The organism is Ruminococcus sp. CAG:57, assembly GCF_000435935.1.
Taxonomy (GTDB): Bacteria; Bacillota; Clostridia; order Oscillospirales; family Ruminococcaceae; genus Hominimerdicola; species Hominimerdicola aceti.
Window position 1 is genome coordinate 50,849 of sequence record NZ_FR890716.1, and the last position, 18,769, is coordinate 69,617.

19 protein-coding genes are annotated in these 18,769 nt (G+C 44.6%); 5 read left to right on the top strand and 14 right to left on the bottom strand.

Annotated features, from left to right (window positions below):
- Window positions 1-11 precede the first annotated feature (11 nt).
- From pyrH to QVO88_RS04860, 10 genes are all read right to left on the bottom strand, one after another.
- Window positions 12-716, bottom strand: a complete 705-nt coding sequence (gene pyrH, locus QVO88_RS04815; RefSeq protein ID WP_022287393.1) for a UMP kinase — start codon at window positions 714-716, stop codon at window positions 12-14.
- Between the two features lie 94 nt (window positions 717-810).
- Window positions 811-1,206: a secondary thiamine-phosphate synthase enzyme YjbQ gene (locus QVO88_RS04820; protein ID WP_022287394.1), complete on the bottom strand. Its 396-nt coding sequence runs from the start codon at window positions 1,204-1,206 to the stop codon at window positions 811-813.
- A gap of 29 nt (window positions 1,207-1,235) precedes the next feature.
- A complete protein-coding gene (locus QVO88_RS04825; RefSeq protein WP_022287395.1) occupies window positions 1,236-2,240 on the bottom strand; it encodes an NAD(P)H-dependent glycerol-3-phosphate dehydrogenase in 1,005 nt (334 codons plus the stop codon).
- A gap of 13 nt (window positions 2,241-2,253) precedes the next feature.
- Window positions 2,254-2,913, bottom strand: coding sequence for a glycerol-3-phosphate 1-O-acyltransferase PlsY (gene plsY, locus QVO88_RS04830; RefSeq protein ID WP_022287396.1), 660 nt, complete (start codon window positions 2,911-2,913; stop codon window positions 2,254-2,256).
- Between the two features lie 18 nt (window positions 2,914-2,931).
- Entirely contained in the window at window positions 2,932-4,263 is a 1,332-nt protein-coding gene (der, locus tag QVO88_RS04835) for a ribosome biogenesis GTPase Der (RefSeq protein ID WP_022287397.1), read from the bottom strand.
- 221 nt (window positions 4,264-4,484) lie between these two features.
- Window positions 4,485-4,667 (bottom strand): 50S ribosomal protein L32, encoded by a 183-nt coding sequence (gene rpmF, locus QVO88_RS04840; protein WP_022287398.1) that lies wholly within the window; start codon window positions 4,665-4,667, stop codon window positions 4,485-4,487.
- A gap of 52 nt (window positions 4,668-4,719) precedes the next feature.
- The gene (locus QVO88_RS04845; protein WP_022287399.1) at window positions 4,720-5,163 is read right to left on the bottom strand and encodes a DUF177 domain-containing protein; all 444 of its coding nucleotides are present in this window, start codon (window positions 5,161-5,163) and stop codon (window positions 4,720-4,722) included.
- Between the two features lie 116 nt (window positions 5,164-5,279).
- On the bottom strand, window positions 5,280-5,684 hold the full coding sequence (locus QVO88_RS04850) for a hypothetical protein (protein ID WP_022287400.1): 405 nt from the start codon (window positions 5,682-5,684) through the stop codon (window positions 5,280-5,282).
- 96 nt (window positions 5,685-5,780) lie between these two features.
- Complete coding sequence (locus QVO88_RS04855; RefSeq protein ID WP_022287401.1) at window positions 5,781-7,112, bottom strand: glucose-6-phosphate isomerase; 1,332 nt, start codon at window positions 7,110-7,112, stop codon at window positions 5,781-5,783.
- Window positions 7,113-7,266: 154 nt separating this feature from the next.
- On the bottom strand, window positions 7,267-8,475 hold the full coding sequence (locus QVO88_RS04860; protein ID WP_022287402.1) for a D-alanyl-D-alanine carboxypeptidase family protein: 1,209 nt from the start codon (window positions 8,473-8,475) through the stop codon (window positions 7,267-7,269).
- Window positions 8,476-8,695: 220 nt separating this feature from the next.
- Here QVO88_RS04860 and QVO88_RS04865 point away from each other — a divergent pair, with 220 nt between their 5' ends.
- A complete protein-coding gene (locus QVO88_RS04865) occupies window positions 8,696-10,414 on the top strand; it encodes a phospho-sugar mutase (RefSeq protein ID WP_022287403.1) in 1,719 nt (572 codons plus the stop codon).
- Window positions 10,415-11,068: 654 nt separating this feature from the next.
- On the opposite strand, the gene QVO88_RS04870 is transcribed toward QVO88_RS04865, so the two are convergent.
- The gene (locus QVO88_RS04870) at window positions 11,069-11,884 is read right to left on the bottom strand and encodes an Mrp/NBP35 family ATP-binding protein (protein ID WP_022287404.1); all 816 of its coding nucleotides are present in this window, start codon (window positions 11,882-11,884) and stop codon (window positions 11,069-11,071) included.
- A gap of 248 nt (window positions 11,885-12,132) precedes the next feature.
- Here QVO88_RS04870 and QVO88_RS04875 point away from each other — a divergent pair, with 248 nt between their 5' ends.
- Window positions 12,133-12,480, top strand: a complete 348-nt coding sequence (locus QVO88_RS04875) for a type II toxin-antitoxin system PemK/MazF family toxin (RefSeq protein WP_022287405.1) — start codon at window positions 12,133-12,135, stop codon at window positions 12,478-12,480.
- A gap of 186 nt (window positions 12,481-12,666) precedes the next feature.
- On the opposite strand, the gene QVO88_RS04880 is transcribed toward QVO88_RS04875, so the two are convergent.
- Both QVO88_RS04880 and QVO88_RS04885 read right to left on the bottom strand, forming a co-directional pair.
- Window positions 12,667-13,416 (bottom strand): putative ABC transporter permease, encoded by a 750-nt coding sequence (locus QVO88_RS04880; RefSeq protein ID WP_022287406.1) that lies wholly within the window; start codon window positions 13,414-13,416, stop codon window positions 12,667-12,669.
- A complete protein-coding gene (locus QVO88_RS04885; protein ID WP_022287407.1) occupies window positions 13,416-14,669 on the bottom strand; it encodes a DUF975 family protein in 1,254 nt (417 codons plus the stop codon). Before QVO88_RS04885 ends, QVO88_RS04880 begins: the two co-directional genes overlap by 1 nt.
- 255 nt (window positions 14,670-14,924) lie before the next feature.
- Here QVO88_RS04885 and QVO88_RS04890 point away from each other — a divergent pair, with 255 nt between their 5' ends.
- From QVO88_RS04890 to QVO88_RS04900, 3 genes are all read left to right on the top strand, one after another.
- Window positions 14,925-15,941, top strand: a complete 1,017-nt coding sequence (locus QVO88_RS04890; protein ID WP_022287408.1) for a stage V sporulation protein AD — start codon at window positions 14,925-14,927, stop codon at window positions 15,939-15,941.
- On the top strand, window positions 15,941-16,297 hold the full coding sequence (spoVAE, locus tag QVO88_RS04895; protein WP_022287409.1) for a stage V sporulation protein AE: 357 nt from the start codon (window positions 15,941-15,943) through the stop codon (window positions 16,295-16,297). Before QVO88_RS04890 ends, spoVAE begins: the two co-directional genes overlap by 1 nt.
- A 118-nt stretch (window positions 16,298-16,415) precedes the next feature.
- On the top strand, window positions 16,416-17,180 hold the full coding sequence (locus tag QVO88_RS04900) for an AraC family transcriptional regulator (RefSeq protein ID WP_022287410.1): 765 nt from the start codon (window positions 16,416-16,418) through the stop codon (window positions 17,178-17,180).
- A 294-nt stretch (window positions 17,181-17,474) separates the two neighbouring features.
- Here QVO88_RS04900 and QVO88_RS04905 read toward each other — a convergent pair whose 3' ends face one another.
- On the bottom strand, window positions 17,475-18,680 hold the full coding sequence (locus QVO88_RS04905; RefSeq protein ID WP_022287411.1) for an LL-diaminopimelate aminotransferase: 1,206 nt from the start codon (window positions 18,678-18,680) through the stop codon (window positions 17,475-17,477).
- Window positions 18,681-18,769: the final 89 nt, after the last annotated feature.

The window sequence follows — 18,769 nt, forward strand, 5'->3', positions numbered from 1 at the left end:
GATTATCTTTATTATTTTACGAGAGTGCCTATATTTTCGCCCATGCAAGCGTCATAGATATTGTCTGGTCTTGCAAGATCGAAAACGAGTATCGGGATATTGTTGTCCTTGCACATTGCCGCAGCGGTCGAGTCCATTACCTGCAGACCCTTTGCAAGGATATCAGCAAATGTAAGTGTGTCATACTTAACAGCGTCAGGATACTTGTGAGGATCCTTGTCATAAACGCCGTCTACCATGGTAGCCTTAAAGAATATGTCAGCCTCTATCTCAGCCGCTCTCAGTGCAGCAGCCGTATCAGTTGAGAAGAACGGGTTACCAGTGCCGCAGCCGAAGATAACTACTCTGCCCTTTTCAAAGTGACGCATAGCCTTGTTTCTGATGTAAGGCTCAGCGACCTGTGGCATAGAAATAGCCGTCTGTACTCTCACTTCAAGACCGCAGTTCTCAAGGCCGTCAGCAACAGCCAGTGCGTTCATAGCAGTTGCGAGCATACCGATATGGTCGGCTCTTGTTCTGTCCATTGCACCGCTTGATCTGCCTCTCCAGAAATTGCCGCCGCCTACAACGATACCTACCTCAACGCCGGCGTCAACACATTTTTTTATGCTCTTGCCGAATGAGGTGATAACGTCATAGTCAAGACCTATCTTCTTATCGCCTGCGAGAGCCTCACCGCTTAATTTGAGCAATATTCTCTTATATTTAGGTTCCATATTTCAAAGCACTCCTTAACACATATTTCGTTGGAATTATCCATATTAATTATACAATATTTTCAGCAGATTGTAAAGAGGGAAAACGCCAAAATCAGCCCTTTATTATCTTCACAAAAAAGTTTCTTGTTCTTGGTCCGTCAAACTCAGCGAAATAGATACCCTGCCAAGTGCCAAGAAGAAGTTCATTATCGTCGATGATAACAGTTTCCGAAGCACCAACACAGCTTGACTTCATATGAGCGTCAGAGTTTCCTTCAGCGTGACGGAACTGCGGTCTGTTCGGAAATGTTTCCTCCAAAGCGTAAAGAAGATCCGTCTTTACGTCGGGGTCGGCATTCTCATTTATGGTTATCGCCGCCGTGGTGTGGGGACAAAATATAACTGCAATGCCGCTTTGCACTCCTGATTCTGTGACAGCCTGCCTTACATAGCTCGTGATGTTGTAAAGCCCTCTGCGTTCTGTCTTGATAGTGTATCTTTTAAGCATATGTATCCGTCCTTTCAAAGGTCGCTTTCCTAACTCAGAAAAGTTGACTCAGTTTCATTTCTGTTCGGTCTGCCCATAAGATTTTTGATAGCGTTAGCCGCAGGCTCACCATCAAAAAGCACCTTTGCAAGCTGTTCTGTAATAGGCATTTCAATTCCCATTCTCTTTGAAAGCTCCCATGCGTTTTTGGTGCAAACATAGCCCTCAACAGTGCCGACCTGTCTTACAGCCTCCTCAGGGGTAACTCCCTTGCCTATGAGAATACCCGCACGGCGGTTTCTGCTGTGCATTGAACAGCAGGTAACGATAAGGTCGCCTATGCCGCTAAGTCCGCCAAAGGTTTCAAGCTTTGCGCCCATTGCAACTCCAAGACGTGATATCTCTCTGATACCCCTTGTCATAAGTGCAGCCTTTGTATTGTCACCAAGTCCAAGGCCGTCGCAAACGCCTGCCGCCAAAGCGATGACGTTTTTCAGCGAACCGCCTATCTCGCAGCCCATAACGTCATCATTAACATACACTCTGAACGTATCGTTAGAAAGAGTGTTCTGTATATAATACGAAACCTCCCTGTCGTCAGAAGCAGTAACAACAGTAGTGGGAACTTTTCTTGCCACTTCCTCTGCGTGTGACGGACCAGTAAGCACCGCAACATGATTGTTCGGAAAGCACTCTCTCGCCACACAGCACATAGTTTTAAGGCTTCCACCCTCAAGACCCTTTGCAGTGTTCACAACTATCGTTCTGCTTTCAAGATAAGGCACAACGCTTTCGCAGACCTCTCTGAGAAAAGGCGAAGGTATGCCAAGTATCACCATGTCTTTATCCTTAACACAGCTTATATCCGTTGTAAGCTCGATAGTCTTGTTCACCTGAACGCCAGGGAGCTTTGCTTTAAGCTCACCTGTTCTCTTGATAGCATCTATCTCGTCCTGAAACTTTGACCATACTGTTACTTTATGCCCCGCATTGTCGCACATTATTGCCAGTGCAAGACCAAATCCGCCTGAACCGAGTATAGTAATATCTGCCATAATAAAACCTCCCTTACGCCTTTTTCTTGCTTCCGAATTTATTTTCGGTGCCGTTCATAAGGCGTTTGATATTAGGTCTGTGCATATAAATGATAAGCAGACCGATAGCCGTTGCCATAAGAGTATTTGCAAGAACGCCGTCGCCCTTGATGATAAAAAGCTGAACGATAGGCGTAAAAACAGGATATGCGATAGCGGCGCATATAGAACCTACAGACACGTATTTTGTTGCCGCAAGCACGATAGCGAAAACAGCCACCGAGAAAGCACAGGTCAGCGGGTCGATAGCGATAAGAGTCGTTGCCGCAATAAGAACGCCCTTTCCACCGTGAAAACCATAGAATACCGGGAAAATATGTCCAAGCATTACAAAAAAGCCCGCAAGATATCCGATAAACTTATCGTCATGAAAAAAAGTCACGCCGAAACCGTTTGTCACCACAAGGCGGCAGATAACTACCGCAAGCACGCCCTTTGCAAGGTCGCACAACAGCGTTGCCGCCGCAGGCCCTTTTCCGAATACTCTCAGAACATTGGTCAAACCTGCGTTGTTGCTTCCGTAATCACGGATATCCTTATGCTTTAAAACTCTGCACACGATTATGGCAGAATTAAGACTTCCGAAAAGATAGGAAAAAATTATAGTGAATGCCAGACTTAAAAATATGTCCACAAAATAACCTCCAGAATTTTATTTAACGTCGTCCTTGTCACGCTCTCTTATCTTGAAAACGATAGGCGTGCCTTCAAGTCCGAAGGTCTCTCTTATCTGATTTTCAATATAACGCTGATAGGAAAAATGATACAGATCGGCTCTGTTTACAAAAAACACGAATGTAGGCGGTTTGGTAGACACCTGCGTCATGTAGTATATCTTCAGCCTTCTACCCTTGTCAGACGGTGGCTGTACCCTTTGGGTAGCATATGCAAGAACATCGTTAAGTCTGCCTGTCGGTATTCTAATAGAGTTCTGCTCTGCAACGAACTTGATAGTATCAAAAAGCTTGTCCATTCTCAGACCTGTTTTTGCAGAGATGAACACAAAAGGCACATAGCTCATGAAGCTGAAATCGTCCTGAAGCTTTTTCTGAAAGTCGTTCATGGTGTTAGTTTCTTTCTCGATAGCGTCCCACTTGTTCACAGCAACAACGCAAGCCTTGCCCTTTTCGTGAGCATAGCCTGCAACCTTTGAATCCTGCTCAGTAAAGCCCACAGTTGCGTCAATAACGATAACCGCAACATCGGCTCTGTCAACAGCCATATAAGCCCTCAGCACAGAGTATTTCTCAATAGTCTCCAGCACCTTTGACTTACGTCTGATACCAGCCGTATCGATAAAAACGAACTTGCCCTTTTCATTTTCCACAACCGAGTCAGTAGCGTCACGGGTAGTGCCTGCAATATTTGACACGATAACACGTTCCTCACCGCATATCTTGTTTATTATAGAGGACTTTCCAACGTTAGGCTTGCCGATAACAGCGACCTTTATCGAATCATCGTCATCGTCCTCTTCATTTTCCTCCGGAAGATATTTCAGCACCTCGTCAAGGAGATCGCCTGTTCCGTGACCATGAACAGAAGAAACAGGAAACGGTTCGCCCAAACCGAGATTATAGAACTCATACAGCTCCATAGGCGGTTCGCCCACATTATCCACCTTGTTCACGCAAAGCACAATAGGCTTGCCCGATTTCAAAAGCATCTGTGCCACCTCATAATCAGTGGCAGTAACTCCGCATTTAAGGTCTGTCACAAGAATGGTGACATCAGCTTTCAGTATAGCAAGCTCCGCCTGTCTGCGCATCTGAGCAAGGATAATATCATCAGACTCAGGCTCGATTCCGCCTGTGTCAACCAGCATGAACTCGTGTCCGAGCCATTCGCACTTTGCATATATCCTATCTCTTGTGACTCCAGGAGTATCTTCAACTATAGAAAGTCTTTGACCGATAAGCTTATTAAAAAGAGTAGACTTACCAACATTAGGTCTGCCCACTATCGCAACGATCGGCAATGACATATATATCGACCTCATTTCATATAAATTTGCACATTGATACATCGTATAGTATAACACAATTTCTCTTGTTTTGTCAACCATACGAGAAATACAGCACCCACATTCCATAGATTTTTACTACAAATATGTAGAAGCAAACAGCGTTTGCCCGCCTTTTTCACTGCTACAACAAAAAAGAGCAGAACGGCCTAAGCCATTCTGCTCTATGTGCTTATCAAAAATTATGCTTCCTTCTTGATAACCTCTACGCCCTTATAATAACCGCAATTCTTGCAAACCTTGTGTGGTGAAGTAAGCTCACCGCAGTTAGAACATTTACAAAGTGCAGGTGCGTCAAGCTTCCAAACTGCTGAACGTCTCTTGTCACGTCTAGCCTTGGATACTTTTCTCTTTGGTACTGCCATTCTGGCACCTCCTCGTCAGTAAAATCATTATAGTCTGTTCAGCTATTTCCCGTCAAGAGCAGTTACATTTGCCCTCATTCAAATCCTGTCCGCAAACGTAACACAAACCCTTGCAGTCATCCCTGCAAAGAATTTTTGTAGGCAGCTGTAACAACAAATCTGAAATAGCTAATTCGTCCAGATCAAGAGTATTGTTCTCGCAGACCACATAATCGTCCCTGTCGCTTTGAACACTTCTCACCAAAGTGTGTTCAAAGTCATAAACATACTCCCTGCTGAACTCCTTTAGACATCTGTCACAGGTGTGATCCATAGTAAAAACAGTCTTGAACCTGAGCGTTACCACCCCTGCCCTGTTCTCTATCTCACCTGTTACCGCAACGGGCGATGCAAAAGAATATCCGCCATACTCCGACAGCTTGTCTGCTGTTATGGAATAATCGATCGTTTTTCGCTCTCCGATTATATCGAAAAGTTCCTTCAACTGTACATTCATACTTGCACCTCAAACATCACAAATTCCATTATAACCTGAGAAACGTGATTTGTCAATACTTTTTTTCAATTTTTTCGTTTTTGCTATCAAAATACCAATAAACGAAGCGCAAAGCCTTACTTGATGAAAGCCTTTACCTTTGCAGGCAGCTCGTCAACGTCAGCAGATACTGTGAAAGTAACGTTTACGTCCTTTGTGAGAACTGCTACCTTTTCAAGCATATTGCCAAGAGCGTCATAATCTCTGCCGCCGATCTTCAGGATACCGTCAACGAAAACTTCCTGAATGTCATAGTTGCCAGCCATCAGACCTGCAACAAAGCCATAGAAGCTGTCAAAGCTGTTGATACCGTATTCTTCAGCGTCAGCCAATCTTACATTATGAGGAAGGTCATAGGTAAGCTGCATACCTCTTTCAATGCAAACAACGTTGCCTGTAGCATTTTCAGCAGCCTTCTTGATAGAATCAACAAGTATCTTAGTCTTGCCTGTGCCCTTTTTACCTGGAATCAAATTAATCATATAAACTCTCCGTTCCGCTTATTAAAGCATTTATTTTAAGAGCAGACCCCCGAAGGGGAAACGCTCAAAATTTCCTTTTGTTCTGCCTTTGGAATATTAGCCCAGCTTAGCCTCGAGTTCAGCCTTCTGTGACTCATAACCCGGCTTGCCGAGAAGAGCGAACATATTCTTCTTGTAGCTCTCAACGCCCGGCTGATTGAATGGATTTACGCCAAGCATATAACCTGAGATAGCACAAGCCTTCTCGAAGAAGTAGATCATCTCGCCAAGGTTTTCCTCATCGAGCTTATCAACATCTATAACGATATTAGGAACGCCGCCCTCAGTGTGAGCAAGGATAGTACCCTGATATGCCTTTTCATTTACAACTGACATATTCTGATTTGTGAGGAAGTTAAGTCCGTCAAGATTATCCTTGTCAGGCTCCAAGAACAGGTCGCTCTTTGGTGTCTTGATGTGCATAACTGTCTCAAACATAAGTTTTGAGCCGTCCTGAATGAACTGACCAAGTGAGTGCAGGTCTGTAGAGAATGTAGCGGCAGATGGGAATATACCCTTATCGTCCTTGCCCTCGCTCTCGCCGAACAGCTGCTTGAACCACTCGCCCATCATTGTGAATGAAGGGTCATATGAAACGAGCATCTCAACGCTCTTGCCTTTTCTGTAGAGAATGTTTCTAAGTGCTGCATACTTATAGCAATCGTTGTTATCATCAGCAGAATACTTCTTCATACCCTCTCTTGCGCCAGCCATGAGCTTGTCGATATCACAGCCTGCTGCTGCGATAGGGAGAAGGCCAACTGCTGTGAGAACTGAAAATCTTCCGCCAACGTCATCAGGAACAACGAATGTCTCATAGCCCTCTTCGTCAGAAAGCTGCTTAAGAGTACCCTTAGCCTTGTCAGTTGTAGCGAAAATTCTTGTCTTAGCCTCTTCCTTGCCATACTTATCTTCAAGAAGCTTCTTGAAAATTCTGAAAGCAAGTGCAGGCTCAGTTGTCGTGCCCGACTTTGAAATTACGTTTACGCAGATATCTCTGCCCTCGCAAATTGAAAGCACCTCATTGAGGTAAGCCGAGCTGATATTGTTTCCGACAAAATAGATGTCAGGAGTATCCTTCTTAAGATTGTTGTAGAATGGCGACTTGAGCAGCTCGATAGCAGCTCTTGCACCAAGATAAGATCCGCCGATACCGATAACGATGAGAACATCGCACTTTTCCTTGATCCTTGTGGCAGCAGCCTTGATCCTTGCAAATTCTTCCTTATCATAATCCTCAGGGAGTGTTACCCAGCCGAGAAAATCATTTCCCAGACCGTTTCTGTTCACCAGAGTGTTATGAGCGGCAGTTACCTGAGCAGCCATGCCCTCATACTCATGTTCACTTACAAAACCCTCAAGATACTTTGTGTTAAGCTTTAATGACATTATCCTTCATTTCCTTTCCTTACCTGTCGGAGAGCGTGATACCATAAAACACGTTTCTCCGTTAATACTAGATAAATTATACTATATTTTTGTGAACATTTCAAGAGTTTTATAAAGCGAAATCATCTTTTGTACATTTTAAACAAATATAATATTACATACTCAGCAAATTGTACACAAGCTTTTTTATGCCGCAGATAAAATTCATTTTCTTCACCTCTTTGCAGGCGACTATCTTTCCCTCTAATATCACCTCACCGCCCATTGTGTATCTTATTTCTCCCGCAGTTTCGCCATTTTTCACAGGTGCGTCAAGCTTCTCCTCTGCCGTAAAATCGCACTCCACCATATGATATGTTCCCCTCGGTATAACTATAGGATAAAGTCCCTCGGGAGCAAGCTCCACAGAAAGTTCCTCTCCTCCGCACACCACAGTTTCCTTTACCATATCCTCTGGAAGTTCAGGGGTGTATATCTCATATGTATCGAACGCCAAGTTCAGAAGTTTCTTCGCCTCAGCATTCATATTCTCCTGCAAATCACAGCCGTTAAGCACTACGCATACTGACATATCCCCTTTTTCAGCCGTTGCCGCAATACAGCTCCCAGCCTTTTCACTTCCCCACGCTTTCATGCCTGTTACGCCCTTGTAAGTACGCACAAGCCTATTAAGATTTACAAGCTCCGCCTTGCCGTCTCTCACAGTGTCAAGCCAGCAGGTAAGGTAAGGAGTGAGATTTTTGTATTTTGCAAGTTCCGAACAAAGCAAAGCCGTGTCATTCGCTGTTGTAACATTGCCCTCTCCCATGCCAGTACAATCAGTGTAAACAGTACCATTCATGCCAAGCATTTTCGCACGGCTGTTCATAAGCTCCACCGCCTTGTCTGCCGAGCCTGCCACCTTTTCCGCAAGTGCTGCACAGCCGTCGTTTGCATTGCCTGCCGACACTGATTTTATAAGTTCCTCCACAGATATCTTCTCTCCCTTGTCAAGCCATATCTGGCTTCCCTGCTGAGAGTTGGCATACTCCGATACCACTGACGTGTCGCTCATGGAAAGCTCACCGCTGTCTATCTTTTCTGCTGTGAGCAAAAGCACCATGAGCTTCGCATAGTGACCGCACTCACACTGCTCCTGCGGCTCTTTTTCAAAAAGCACCCTGCCTGTTGTCATCTCCGTCACCACTGCAGACCTAGCCGTAAGCCCCTCTATAATATCGCTCACCGCCACAGTATCCGCAGGCACAAAGTCCTCCGCTGACAGCGCACCTGCTTTTTCTTTTCCCTCCGCCAGCGAACACACCATAAACACTGCCACCGCTGCACATAACACTGCCGAGCATATCTTCCTTAATATTTTCACATTTTCCACCTCTCACATATACTATTTTTATATTTATATTCACCCTGTCCCGAAATTAGCATTATGCCCCGAAAAGTTTCCGGAAACTCATTTGTAAATAGTTTCAGGAATTTGTTAAATAACTGTTACAACTCTTGAAATAAATATGGGAGTGTGCTATAATGTATTCTATAGAAATGTGTATTTTATAAGCGAAATATTTATATGAGGTGATTTAACAATGACAGAAATGGAACTTTACAAGCTTTGGTGTGAAAAGGCTGTTGACGATCCTGATCTCCAGACAGAGCTTAAATCTATCGAGGGCGACGAGGCTGCAATCCAGGACAGATTTTACAGAGATCTCGAATTTGGCACAGGCGGACTCAGAGGAGTTATCGGTGCAGGCGCATACAGACTTAATGTTTACACTATCAGACGTGCAACACAGGGTCTTGCAGACTATGTAAACGGCGCATTTGAAAACGGCAGCGTAGCTATCGCATATGACAGCCGTATCAAGTCTGACAAGTTCGCAAAGGAAGCTGCTGCGGTTCTGGCTGCAAACGGCATAAAGGTATACATCTATTCAGAGCTTATGCCGACTCCAATGCTTTCATGGGCTGTAAGAGAGCTTAAATGTCAGGCAGGTATCGTTATAACTGCATCACACAATCCTGCAAAGTACAATGGTTACAAGGTTTACGGCGAGGACGGCTGTCAGATCACACTCGATGTTGCAAACACAGTTATCGGCAAGATCAACGCAGTTGAGATGTTTGGCGGTGCAAAGGTAATGGACTTTGAGGACGGCATCAAGTCTGGCAAGATTGAATACATCAAGCAGGAAGTTATCGACAAGTATCTTGACAAGGTAGCTCAACAGGGCGTACATACTGACCTCGTAGCAGACAGCGGTCTGAAGGTAGTATACACTCCTCTTAACGGCACAGGAAACAAGCCTGTAAGAGCTATCCTTAAGAAGATAGGCATAAAGGAAGTAACAGTAGTACCTGAGCAGGAAAATCCTGACGGAAACTTCCCTACCTGCCCATTCCCTAACCCTGAGATAAAGGAAGCCCTTGCAAAGGGACTTGAGCTTTGCAAGACAGTAAAGCCTGATCTTCTTCTTGCAACAGACCCAGACTGTGACAGAGTTGGTATCGCAGTACCTGACCCAGAGGGCAACTATGTTCTGTTCAGCGGAAATGAAGTAGGCGCAATGCTTCTCAAATACATTTGTCAGGAAAGAACAGCTCTTGGCACAATGCCAAAGAATCCTGTAGCTGTTAAGACTATCGTAACAACAGACATCTGCAAGAAGATAGCAGCAGAGTACAATGTAGAGCTTAGAGAAGTTCTCACAGGCTTCAAGTTTATCGGCGAGCAGATCGGTTTCCTTGAGAAAGAGGGACAGGACGACAGATATATCTTCGGATTTGAAGAGAGCTATGGTTATCTTGCAGGCTCATATGTAAGAGATAAGGACGCAGTAGTAGGCTCAATGCTCATTTGTGAAATGGCAGCATTCTACAGAACAAAGGGCATCTCACTGCTTCAGGCAAGAGAAGATATGTACAAGAAGTACGGCAACTATCTCCACAGCCAGAAGTCATTCCAGTGCGAGGGTGCAAGCGGAATGGAGAGAATGAAGGAGATCATGACAGATCTCAGAGCTAATCCACCTAAGGCTATTGGCGGACTCAAGGTAGTAGACATAGCAGATTATCTTGCATCTGAGGAAACAAACCTTGAAACAGGCGCAAAGACAGTTCTTACACTTCCAAAGTCAGATGTTATCGCATTCAAGCTTGAGCAGGGTGCAAGTGTAATAATCAGACCTTCCGGCACAGAGCCAAAGATCAAGGCATACTACACAACTATCGGCGACACAAGAGCTGATGCAGAAGCACAGGAAGAAAAGCTTATTGAAGATTTCAAGGGCATTCTTGGTTTCTAATAATTACTGAATATAGCGAAAGCAGGCGAGTCAGTTTTTTGACTTGCCTGCTTTTTTATTTGCTATATCCACACAATGCTTTGCGTTTCACAAACCATGTAGGAGAGCAGCGCAATTTCTGCAAGCAGAAATGCGACGTCCCGCTTCTCGTTTGCCTGTCCAATTCTACGTTATCCGCACAACGTTCGGCATATTTTTTCAAAACACTGTACGGCACAACATTTCCGCACACGACACGTCTACACAAATTCATGAATAATCAAACCTTACCGCTTCGAGCGGGCTGTCGAGGGCGCCAGCCCCTACAGAGTTTCAGGCAAATTCGCTGTGCCGCAAAATCGCTCCGCTCTTTGCGGATTTTACGTTGTGCTATGGGATGGAAAAAGCGGTGCAGAGTTTTGTGCTCCGACACCGCTTTGTTTTAATCACTACTTTATATTTCTTCTTTACTTTTTTTGCACCGCTTGGTAGACTTACGCCTATTGAGGCTCTGCCTCAAGCTCCGCAAGGGACTCTGTCCCTTGACCCTGCAAGCCCTCTAACGCCGGGCTTGAGCCTGCGTTTTATCTCTCGCTACGCTCGGTGTTGACTTTTACTTTATGCTTGTGATTTGTTCGGTTTGGCTATGCCATTCCTCACTCCTCACTCCTCACTTTAACCGAGAAGTTTATCCGCGATCGTATCCAACCAGCCGCCCTCGACTTCTTCTATCTCACCATTATCGCAAGCTTTCGCAAACTTCGAGTCTATAGGCATTTTCGCCACAGCGTCGATACCAAACTTCACTGCCGCTTCGTCCACATGGCTCTCACCATAGATATTATGCTTCTTTCCACAATCAGGACACTCAAAATATGACATATTCTCCACTATTCCAAGCACCGGTACTTTCATCATATCCGCCATATGCACCGCTTTCTCGACTATCATGAAAACCAATTCCTGTGGCGAAGTGACGATAACTATGCCGTCAACCTTAATGGATTGAAAAACTGTCAGTGGCACGTCGCCTGTTCCAGGTGGCATATCTATAAACATCACGTCAACGTCGTTCCATGCCACATCTGTCCAAAACTGCTTCACTGCACCTGCGATAACAGGTCCACGCCATACAACAGGGTCAGTTTCATTCTCAAGCAGCAGATTAAGGCTCATTATCTCGATACCAGTCTTGCTCACCGCAGGGATAATGCCATACATATTGGTATTAGCTCTCTCGTGGATATTAAACGCTGTCGGTATAGACGGGCCTGTTATGTCAGCGTCCAGCACAGCGGTCTTAAAACCACGTCTTTGTGCCGTTACTGCAAGCATACTTGTCACCAAAGACTTGCCTACGCCACCCTTTCCACTCATTACTGCATATACCTTTTTCACAGAGCTCGCAGCATTAAGCTCCTCTTTCAAGCTCTTTTTATCAGAGCATTTTGAAGCACAGTTTTCGCAATCATGTGTGCAGCCTTCGCTCATAGAATCATTCCTTTCAAGGCATTACGCCTTTATTTACTATGTTAAGTATATCACTTTGACCGTGAAAAGTCAACCAATACTGACTTTTCACCCAAAGCACTGCTGCCGCATAAAATAAAACAGCCCTGCACCTTGTAACAAAATAGATACTTTGGTATAATACCCCGATAATAAGGCAATAATAGGAACAAGCAGGAGCAAAAGCCTGCAAATCAAGGCGAAAGCCCATAGAATAGGAGTGTTTACAAGTGACTGTACACAGGGGCGATATATATTATGCAGATCTCAGCCCAGTGGTAGGCTCAGAGCAAGGCGGTATGCGACCGGTGCTGATAGTACAAAATGACATAGGCAATAAGCATTCACCCACAGTGATAGCAGCGGCAATAACGAGCCGCCTTGATAAAGCGAAACTGCCGACACATATAGAAGTTGGCGGTGGCACCTGCGGACTAGCGAAAGATTCCGTGGTATTGTTGGAACAGATCCGTACATTGGACAAGAAAAGGCTAAAGGAGAAAATGGGAACACTTGACGTAAGCTCCATGTCCGCAGTAAATTCGGCATTATCAATAAGCTTTGGATTAAAGCTCTAGTTAAATGAGGAATGAGGAGTGAGGAGTGAGGAGTGAGGAATGGCATAGCCAAACCGAACAAATCACAAACACCAAATAAAGAACAAAACAAAGCGGTGTCGGAGTGAAAACTCTGCACCGCTTTTCTATATCCCCAAAAATCCGTAGGGGCGGTCAAAAACCGCCCTTCTAAAAATCATATCAAACCTATCTGAGAATATCAGAGTGCGGCAATAATAATTCCTCACTCCTAACACCCAACTCCTCACTAATCACGACCCTGTGAAAAGGCAGATTGTAAGCCGCATAATCAGTTATGCCCTTGCCCTGATTAGGATTAGCCTTTGAGTAAACAGCGTCACAACAGAATAATACAACAAGTATCACACACGCCGCAAACCTTGCCTTGAATGGTATCTTCTTCAAAAGATCATCAAAAAACGGTGCCATGATGTATATTCCTGCACAGCCTGCAAAGCCAAATATCAACGCTCCCTCAAGACATATCCTGCCATTGATGTTGCAGAAATATCCCGTGTAATCCCAATATTTCATGTGCTTGAACGTTTCAAGATACCAGCTCGTTACGTATTCGACCACCGAGCATAACCCCACGACAAGGAAAAAAGTCGCCACATGGTGGTCTATGAACCGCTTCAGCAGTATGATACCGCACACACCGCCAAAACCATATATAGGAAGCCATGGGCCAAACATGGTTCCTCGATTGACGAAAACTCCGTCCTCAACGATGTGTATGCCCACTTCCCATATCCAACCTATAAATGCGAATATGAAAAACAGCAGTATATACGTCATGAGTGTATAGTTTCTGTGATAGTCACGGTGAACTATAGTCTTGTTGGCAAATCGGCTGAAATGCGCCTTTCTGTCTACCGCAAGACCGGGGTATTGCTCAAATTCCCGCAGATCGTCAAGCGTCAGCGTTCTCTCCATTATTCATCGCCCCCATTCTCATTATTTTCAGGCACTTTTATCGTGCATATCGGTATGCTTCTAACAATGTCCGGATTTTCGCCCTTTTGTGCAGCTTCCTCAGCCATAAGCTCTTCCAGAAGGTCAAGGTCAAGCAGCTTGTCATTAAGCTCCTCATAGCCCTCTATCTTGTTCTTGATAGCCTCACGCCTTAGCTGTAAATACACCTCTGCGTCTATCGCAGTTGTATATGGGTTAGACCAGAATACTCCCACCGCACCGAACGATATGCTCGAAAGCAGTGTCCAGCCTATCATAGAAAGATCCACCTTAAAAAGCTGCCACTTGTATCCCCTAGTCATGGCGATAGAAAGCTTTATTGCCTTTCTCGTCTTGATGTTAGGGTTTTCCGCACATATGAACGGCACCATTGAATAGGCATAATGTTTTATAGGATATCCCACGATAGTAAACGCCCATAAGGTCTGATATATGCTGGTTACAAACATAGTCCTTGCAGGGTGAAGCGTTCTCTCGCGGAAAAGAAAGCCTAGTCTGCCTATCTTCGTTTTCTTGTATGTGTGATTTTCAAGGAAAAATCTTCTCTCACATACCCAAAGCACATTAACTATGAATATGGTGAACATCAACTGGAAAATAAAATACACGAATGAAACTATAGTATCCCATGTGGATTTTTTTCCTAAAACATTCATTATCGCCGTAAGCAATGAAAACTGATAGGAATTAGAGCTTGTTGCACTGTCAAAATAAACCGAAGCAGAGGCTGTAAAATTATTGAGCCTGTCATTAAGATAGGTCTGTGCCTTTTCCTTTGCATTTCGGCTAAAAGAAAAAGCGTCTGCCAGTGCTTCCAGATTAGAAGTATCGTTTGATGAACCAAAAAACGTGACTTCCTTTGAATTTAGCCCGTCAACTCCGTATTTTTTATAAGCGTCCAGCCACTTTTTTACAGCGTCAGGATTATCTATCTGCCACTTGTCACTGACCTGCTCTGCCGTAAGATCATTTTTAACCATATCCTCAATGATCTCTTCCTTATCTTCGGCGTCATATTTAAGATCAGCAACGTGAGAATTATCATAGCTTGACATATTCTGCGTGGTCGAGCCATATTCTCCTGCAATAAATACCATTATGAAGCACACTGCTATGCAGGCGATATAATTTCGCTTCACCCTGCCTTTAGCCGACTGCTTTATTTTTTTTCGGTCAAGCTTTATGACCACCGGCTTATCTTCATTTTTCTTCATCTAAAACTATGCCCCCGACGGGACATATCCTCCCTTCACACATACCACTTAACAAAACACTACATAATCAACAATAAATCGACTATTTAATTATATCTTTTTTTTGTGAATATGTCAACGATTTTGAGATCAAAACAAGCTTATTTTAAGATAGTTTTAAGTTTACGTTTAAAACGCCAAACTTTTTTTGCATATTTTCATCTGCAATGTAGAAAATAACATCAAATGACGATATTCATCAATAGGAGTGATAAAATGAAAGCCACTAAGCTTATGAAAACCTCACCCTCTGTCATCTCTTTCGCAGCCATAGGCGGCAAGAAAGAAAACGAAGGACCTTTGGGCGACTACTTTGACAAAATAAATGACGATCCCTATTTATCCACAGATAGCTTTGAAAAGGGCGAAAGTCAGCTTCAAAAGCAGGCAGTGCTTCACGCTTTGGATAAAGCCGCCCTCTCCCCCGAGGATATAGACGTGCTTTTCGGCGGTGACCTGCTAAATCAGTGTGTCGGCACTACCTATGGCGTAAGAGCCTTTGAAATGCCCTTTCTCGGCATTTACGGAGCCTGCTCCACCATGGCTGAGGGACTTCTCCTCGCCTCTCTTTTCGTTGACAACGACCTCGCAAAAAAAGCAATGGCGGTCACATCTTCCCACTTCTGCACCGCTGAAAGACAGTACCGCTTTCCCCTCAACTACGGTGGACAGCGCACTCCCACATCTCAGTGGACAGCCACAGCCTCAGGCTCATTGGTGGTTGCCCCCTCGGACAAGCCCCCCTACATCAGGGGCTGTACTATCGGAAAAATAGTTGACTGGGGCGTGAGCGATGCCAACAACATGGGTGCAGCCATGGCACCTGCAGCCTTTTCCACCATAAGCACATTTTTCACCGACACAGGCATGACCCCCTCCGACTTCGATTATATTGTCACAGGCGACCTTGGCAAAGTTGGAAGCCGTATTCTCTGTGAGCTTTTCGGGCGTGAAAATATAAATATCCGTGACAATCATAAAGATTGCGGCATGATGCTCTATGACTTTGACGAGCAGGATATCCACGCAGGGGGAAGCGGCTGTGGCTGTGCAGGAAGCGTTCTGTGCGGCTATTTTCTCCCGAAGCTCCGTGCAGGTGAAATAAAAAATATCCTCTTTGCTGCCACGGGTGCGCTAATGTCACCAACAGTAAATCAGCAAGGGGAATCTATCCCCTCTATCTCACATCTCGTGTGGCTGTCAGGGGAAAAAGATATGAAAGGAGCAATCTAATGGACTATCTATGGGCTTTTCTTATAGGAGGTCTTTTTTGTGCCATAGGACAGGTGCTTATGGACTTCACAAAACTGACCCCCGCACGAATACTGGTGGCATACGTCACAGGCGGCGTGCTTCTGGGTGCGCTGGGACTTTATAAGCCACTTATAGACCTCGCAGGCTGTGGCGCAACTGTCCCTCTCACGGGCTTCGGCTATCTTCTCTATAACGGTGTCCGTGAACAGATAGATAAAATAGGCTTCCTAGGCATTTTCACAGGGGGACTTACCGCCTCCGCCGCAGGTATAACTGCAGCCATGACATTCGCCTTTATCTTTTCGCTTTTCTTTAAAAGCTCAGCAAAAGAATAGTTTTATCTTGACAAACCCCAAACCCAGTGGTATTATAAAGATATGTAAATTGGGGGTGCAGAATAATGTACAAACAGATATATCCCGTCATAGGCGACGAAAAAACCTGCCCTTTTATGTGGTAGGTCTGGGACTTGAAAGCTGGCAGTTTCCAATAAAACGTGCAGATGGCTACGAGTACCCACAAATATTTTTGTCACGCTCAGGGGAGGGCGAGGTCATAATAAACGGAGAAACCACAAAAATACCGCCCGATACTGTTTTCTATATCCCCCCATTCTGTCCTCATGAGTATCATGCGCTAAGCGATGCGTGGTATCTGGATTGGATAGCCTTTTCCGGCTCACAGGTCATTCCCCTCTTGGAGCAGTGGAAGCTTAATAAGTTCACCGCCATTCAAGGGGTAGATATGGACAGATTACGCCGTATCATAACACGCATCTATTATACTCTGAAAAGTGATAAGCTTTATGGCAATCATTACGCTTCAGCACAGCTTTACGACTTTCTTATAGAATATCGTAAAATAGCTGATAACAGGCTTTCGTCATTTTATACCGCACAATCTGTTGCCTTGGCAGACGTATTGCAGTATATTGAAGAGCATTATCCGGAGCAAATAAAGCTTAACGAGCTTGCAAAAATCGCAGGAGTATCCGAGCAGCACTTATGCAGACTTTTCAAGAAAAATTTTCAGCTCAGACCTATGGAGTATCTTGCGCAAGTAAGGGTACAGCACGCAAAGGATCTGCTTGTGTATTCCAACAAGACCATAGGTGAGATATCAGATGAAACGGGCTTTCAGGACGGATCTTATTTCTCCGTGGTATTCAAACGGTATGAAAATATGACTCCGGGAGAGTATCGGAGAATAAAGGTGTAGGCAAAGTGAGAAGTGAGGAGTGAGGAATGGCATAGCCAAACCTAGCAAAGAGCCACTACCAAGTAGAAGAAACACAAACTAAAGCAAATAACAAAGCGGTGTCGGAGTAAAAAATCTGCACCGCTTTTACTATCTCATTTTAAAACCCCACCCCGCAAAGAGCGAAGCGATTTTGCGGCGGTAGAATTTGCGAACAAAAAAAGAGCGGTCAAAACCGCCCTTTTAAAATCATATAAAACCTATCCGAGAATATCAGAGTAAAAGCAAGAATAATTCCTCACTCCTAACTCCTCACTACTTAGAAAGCAGCTTCTTTATTCTCTCCATAGCCTCAACAGTTCTGTCCTTGTCACCAAAAGCAGTAAGTCTGAACCAGCCTTCGCCGTTCTTGCCAAAACCTGCGCCAGGTGTGCCAACAACATTTGCATTCTCAAGAAGATAATCAAAGAACTCCCATGAACCCATGTTGTTAGGGCATTTCAGCCAAATGTATGGCGAGTTCTTGCCGCCTGTGTACTTGATACCAAGCTCGTCAAGTGTGAAAGCCATTACCTTTGCGTTGTTCTGATAGTATTCAATGTTGGCTCTTGTCTGTTTCTGACCCTCCTCAGTGAATACAGCCGCAGCAGCACACTGAACAGGATATGATACACCGTTGAACTTTGAGCCTTCACGTCTGCCCCAAAGCTGAGCGATAGATACTTCGCTGCCGTCAGATGCCTTAACAACAAGCTCGTGTGGGATAACTGTATATCCGCATCTCATACCGGTAAAGCCTGCTGTCTTTGAAAGTGAGCACATCTCGATAGCACATTCCTTTGCACCCTCAACAGCAAAAATACTTCTTGGTACGTCCTTTTCGGTAATGAATGCCTCGTATGCAGAATCGTAAATGATGATAGCGTTGTTCTTCTTTGCATAGTCTATCCAAACTTTAAGCTGCTCCTTAGTGTAAACAGAACCCGTTGGATTGTTAGGTGAGCAAAGATAAATAATGTCGCACTTTACGTTCTCGTCAGGCATAGCCGCAAAGTTGTTCTCCTCGTTTGAATCAGCATAAATTACCTTTCTGCCGTTCATAAGGTTTGTGTCAACATATACAGGATATGCAGGGTCTGTGATAAGCACTACATTGTCGTCACCGAAAATGTCAACAATGTTTCCGCAGTCAGACTTTGCACCGTCGTTTATCCTGATGTCGTCAGCAGGAATGTCAACACCGAAACTCTTGTAGTAGCCTGCAACAGCCTCTTTCAGGAAGTCATATCCTGCACCGCTGTCCTCATAGCCCTTGAATGTTTCCTTGACGCCCATTTCGTCAGCACCCTTTTTCATTGCCTCAACAACGCACTTTGCGATAGGCTGAGTAACGTCGCCGATACCCATTCTGATAATGTCAGCCTCAGGATGAGCCTCAGTGAAAGCCTTTACCTTCTTGGCAATGTTTATAAAAAGATAATTCTTTTCCAGCTTGAGAAAATTTTCGTTTATACTTGGCATAATTCCAACTCCTTTTCATTTTTGCGACCCGAAGTTTCACGGGTCAAACTTATAAAACGCACACAGCCGCAAAGCACATTCAAAACGCT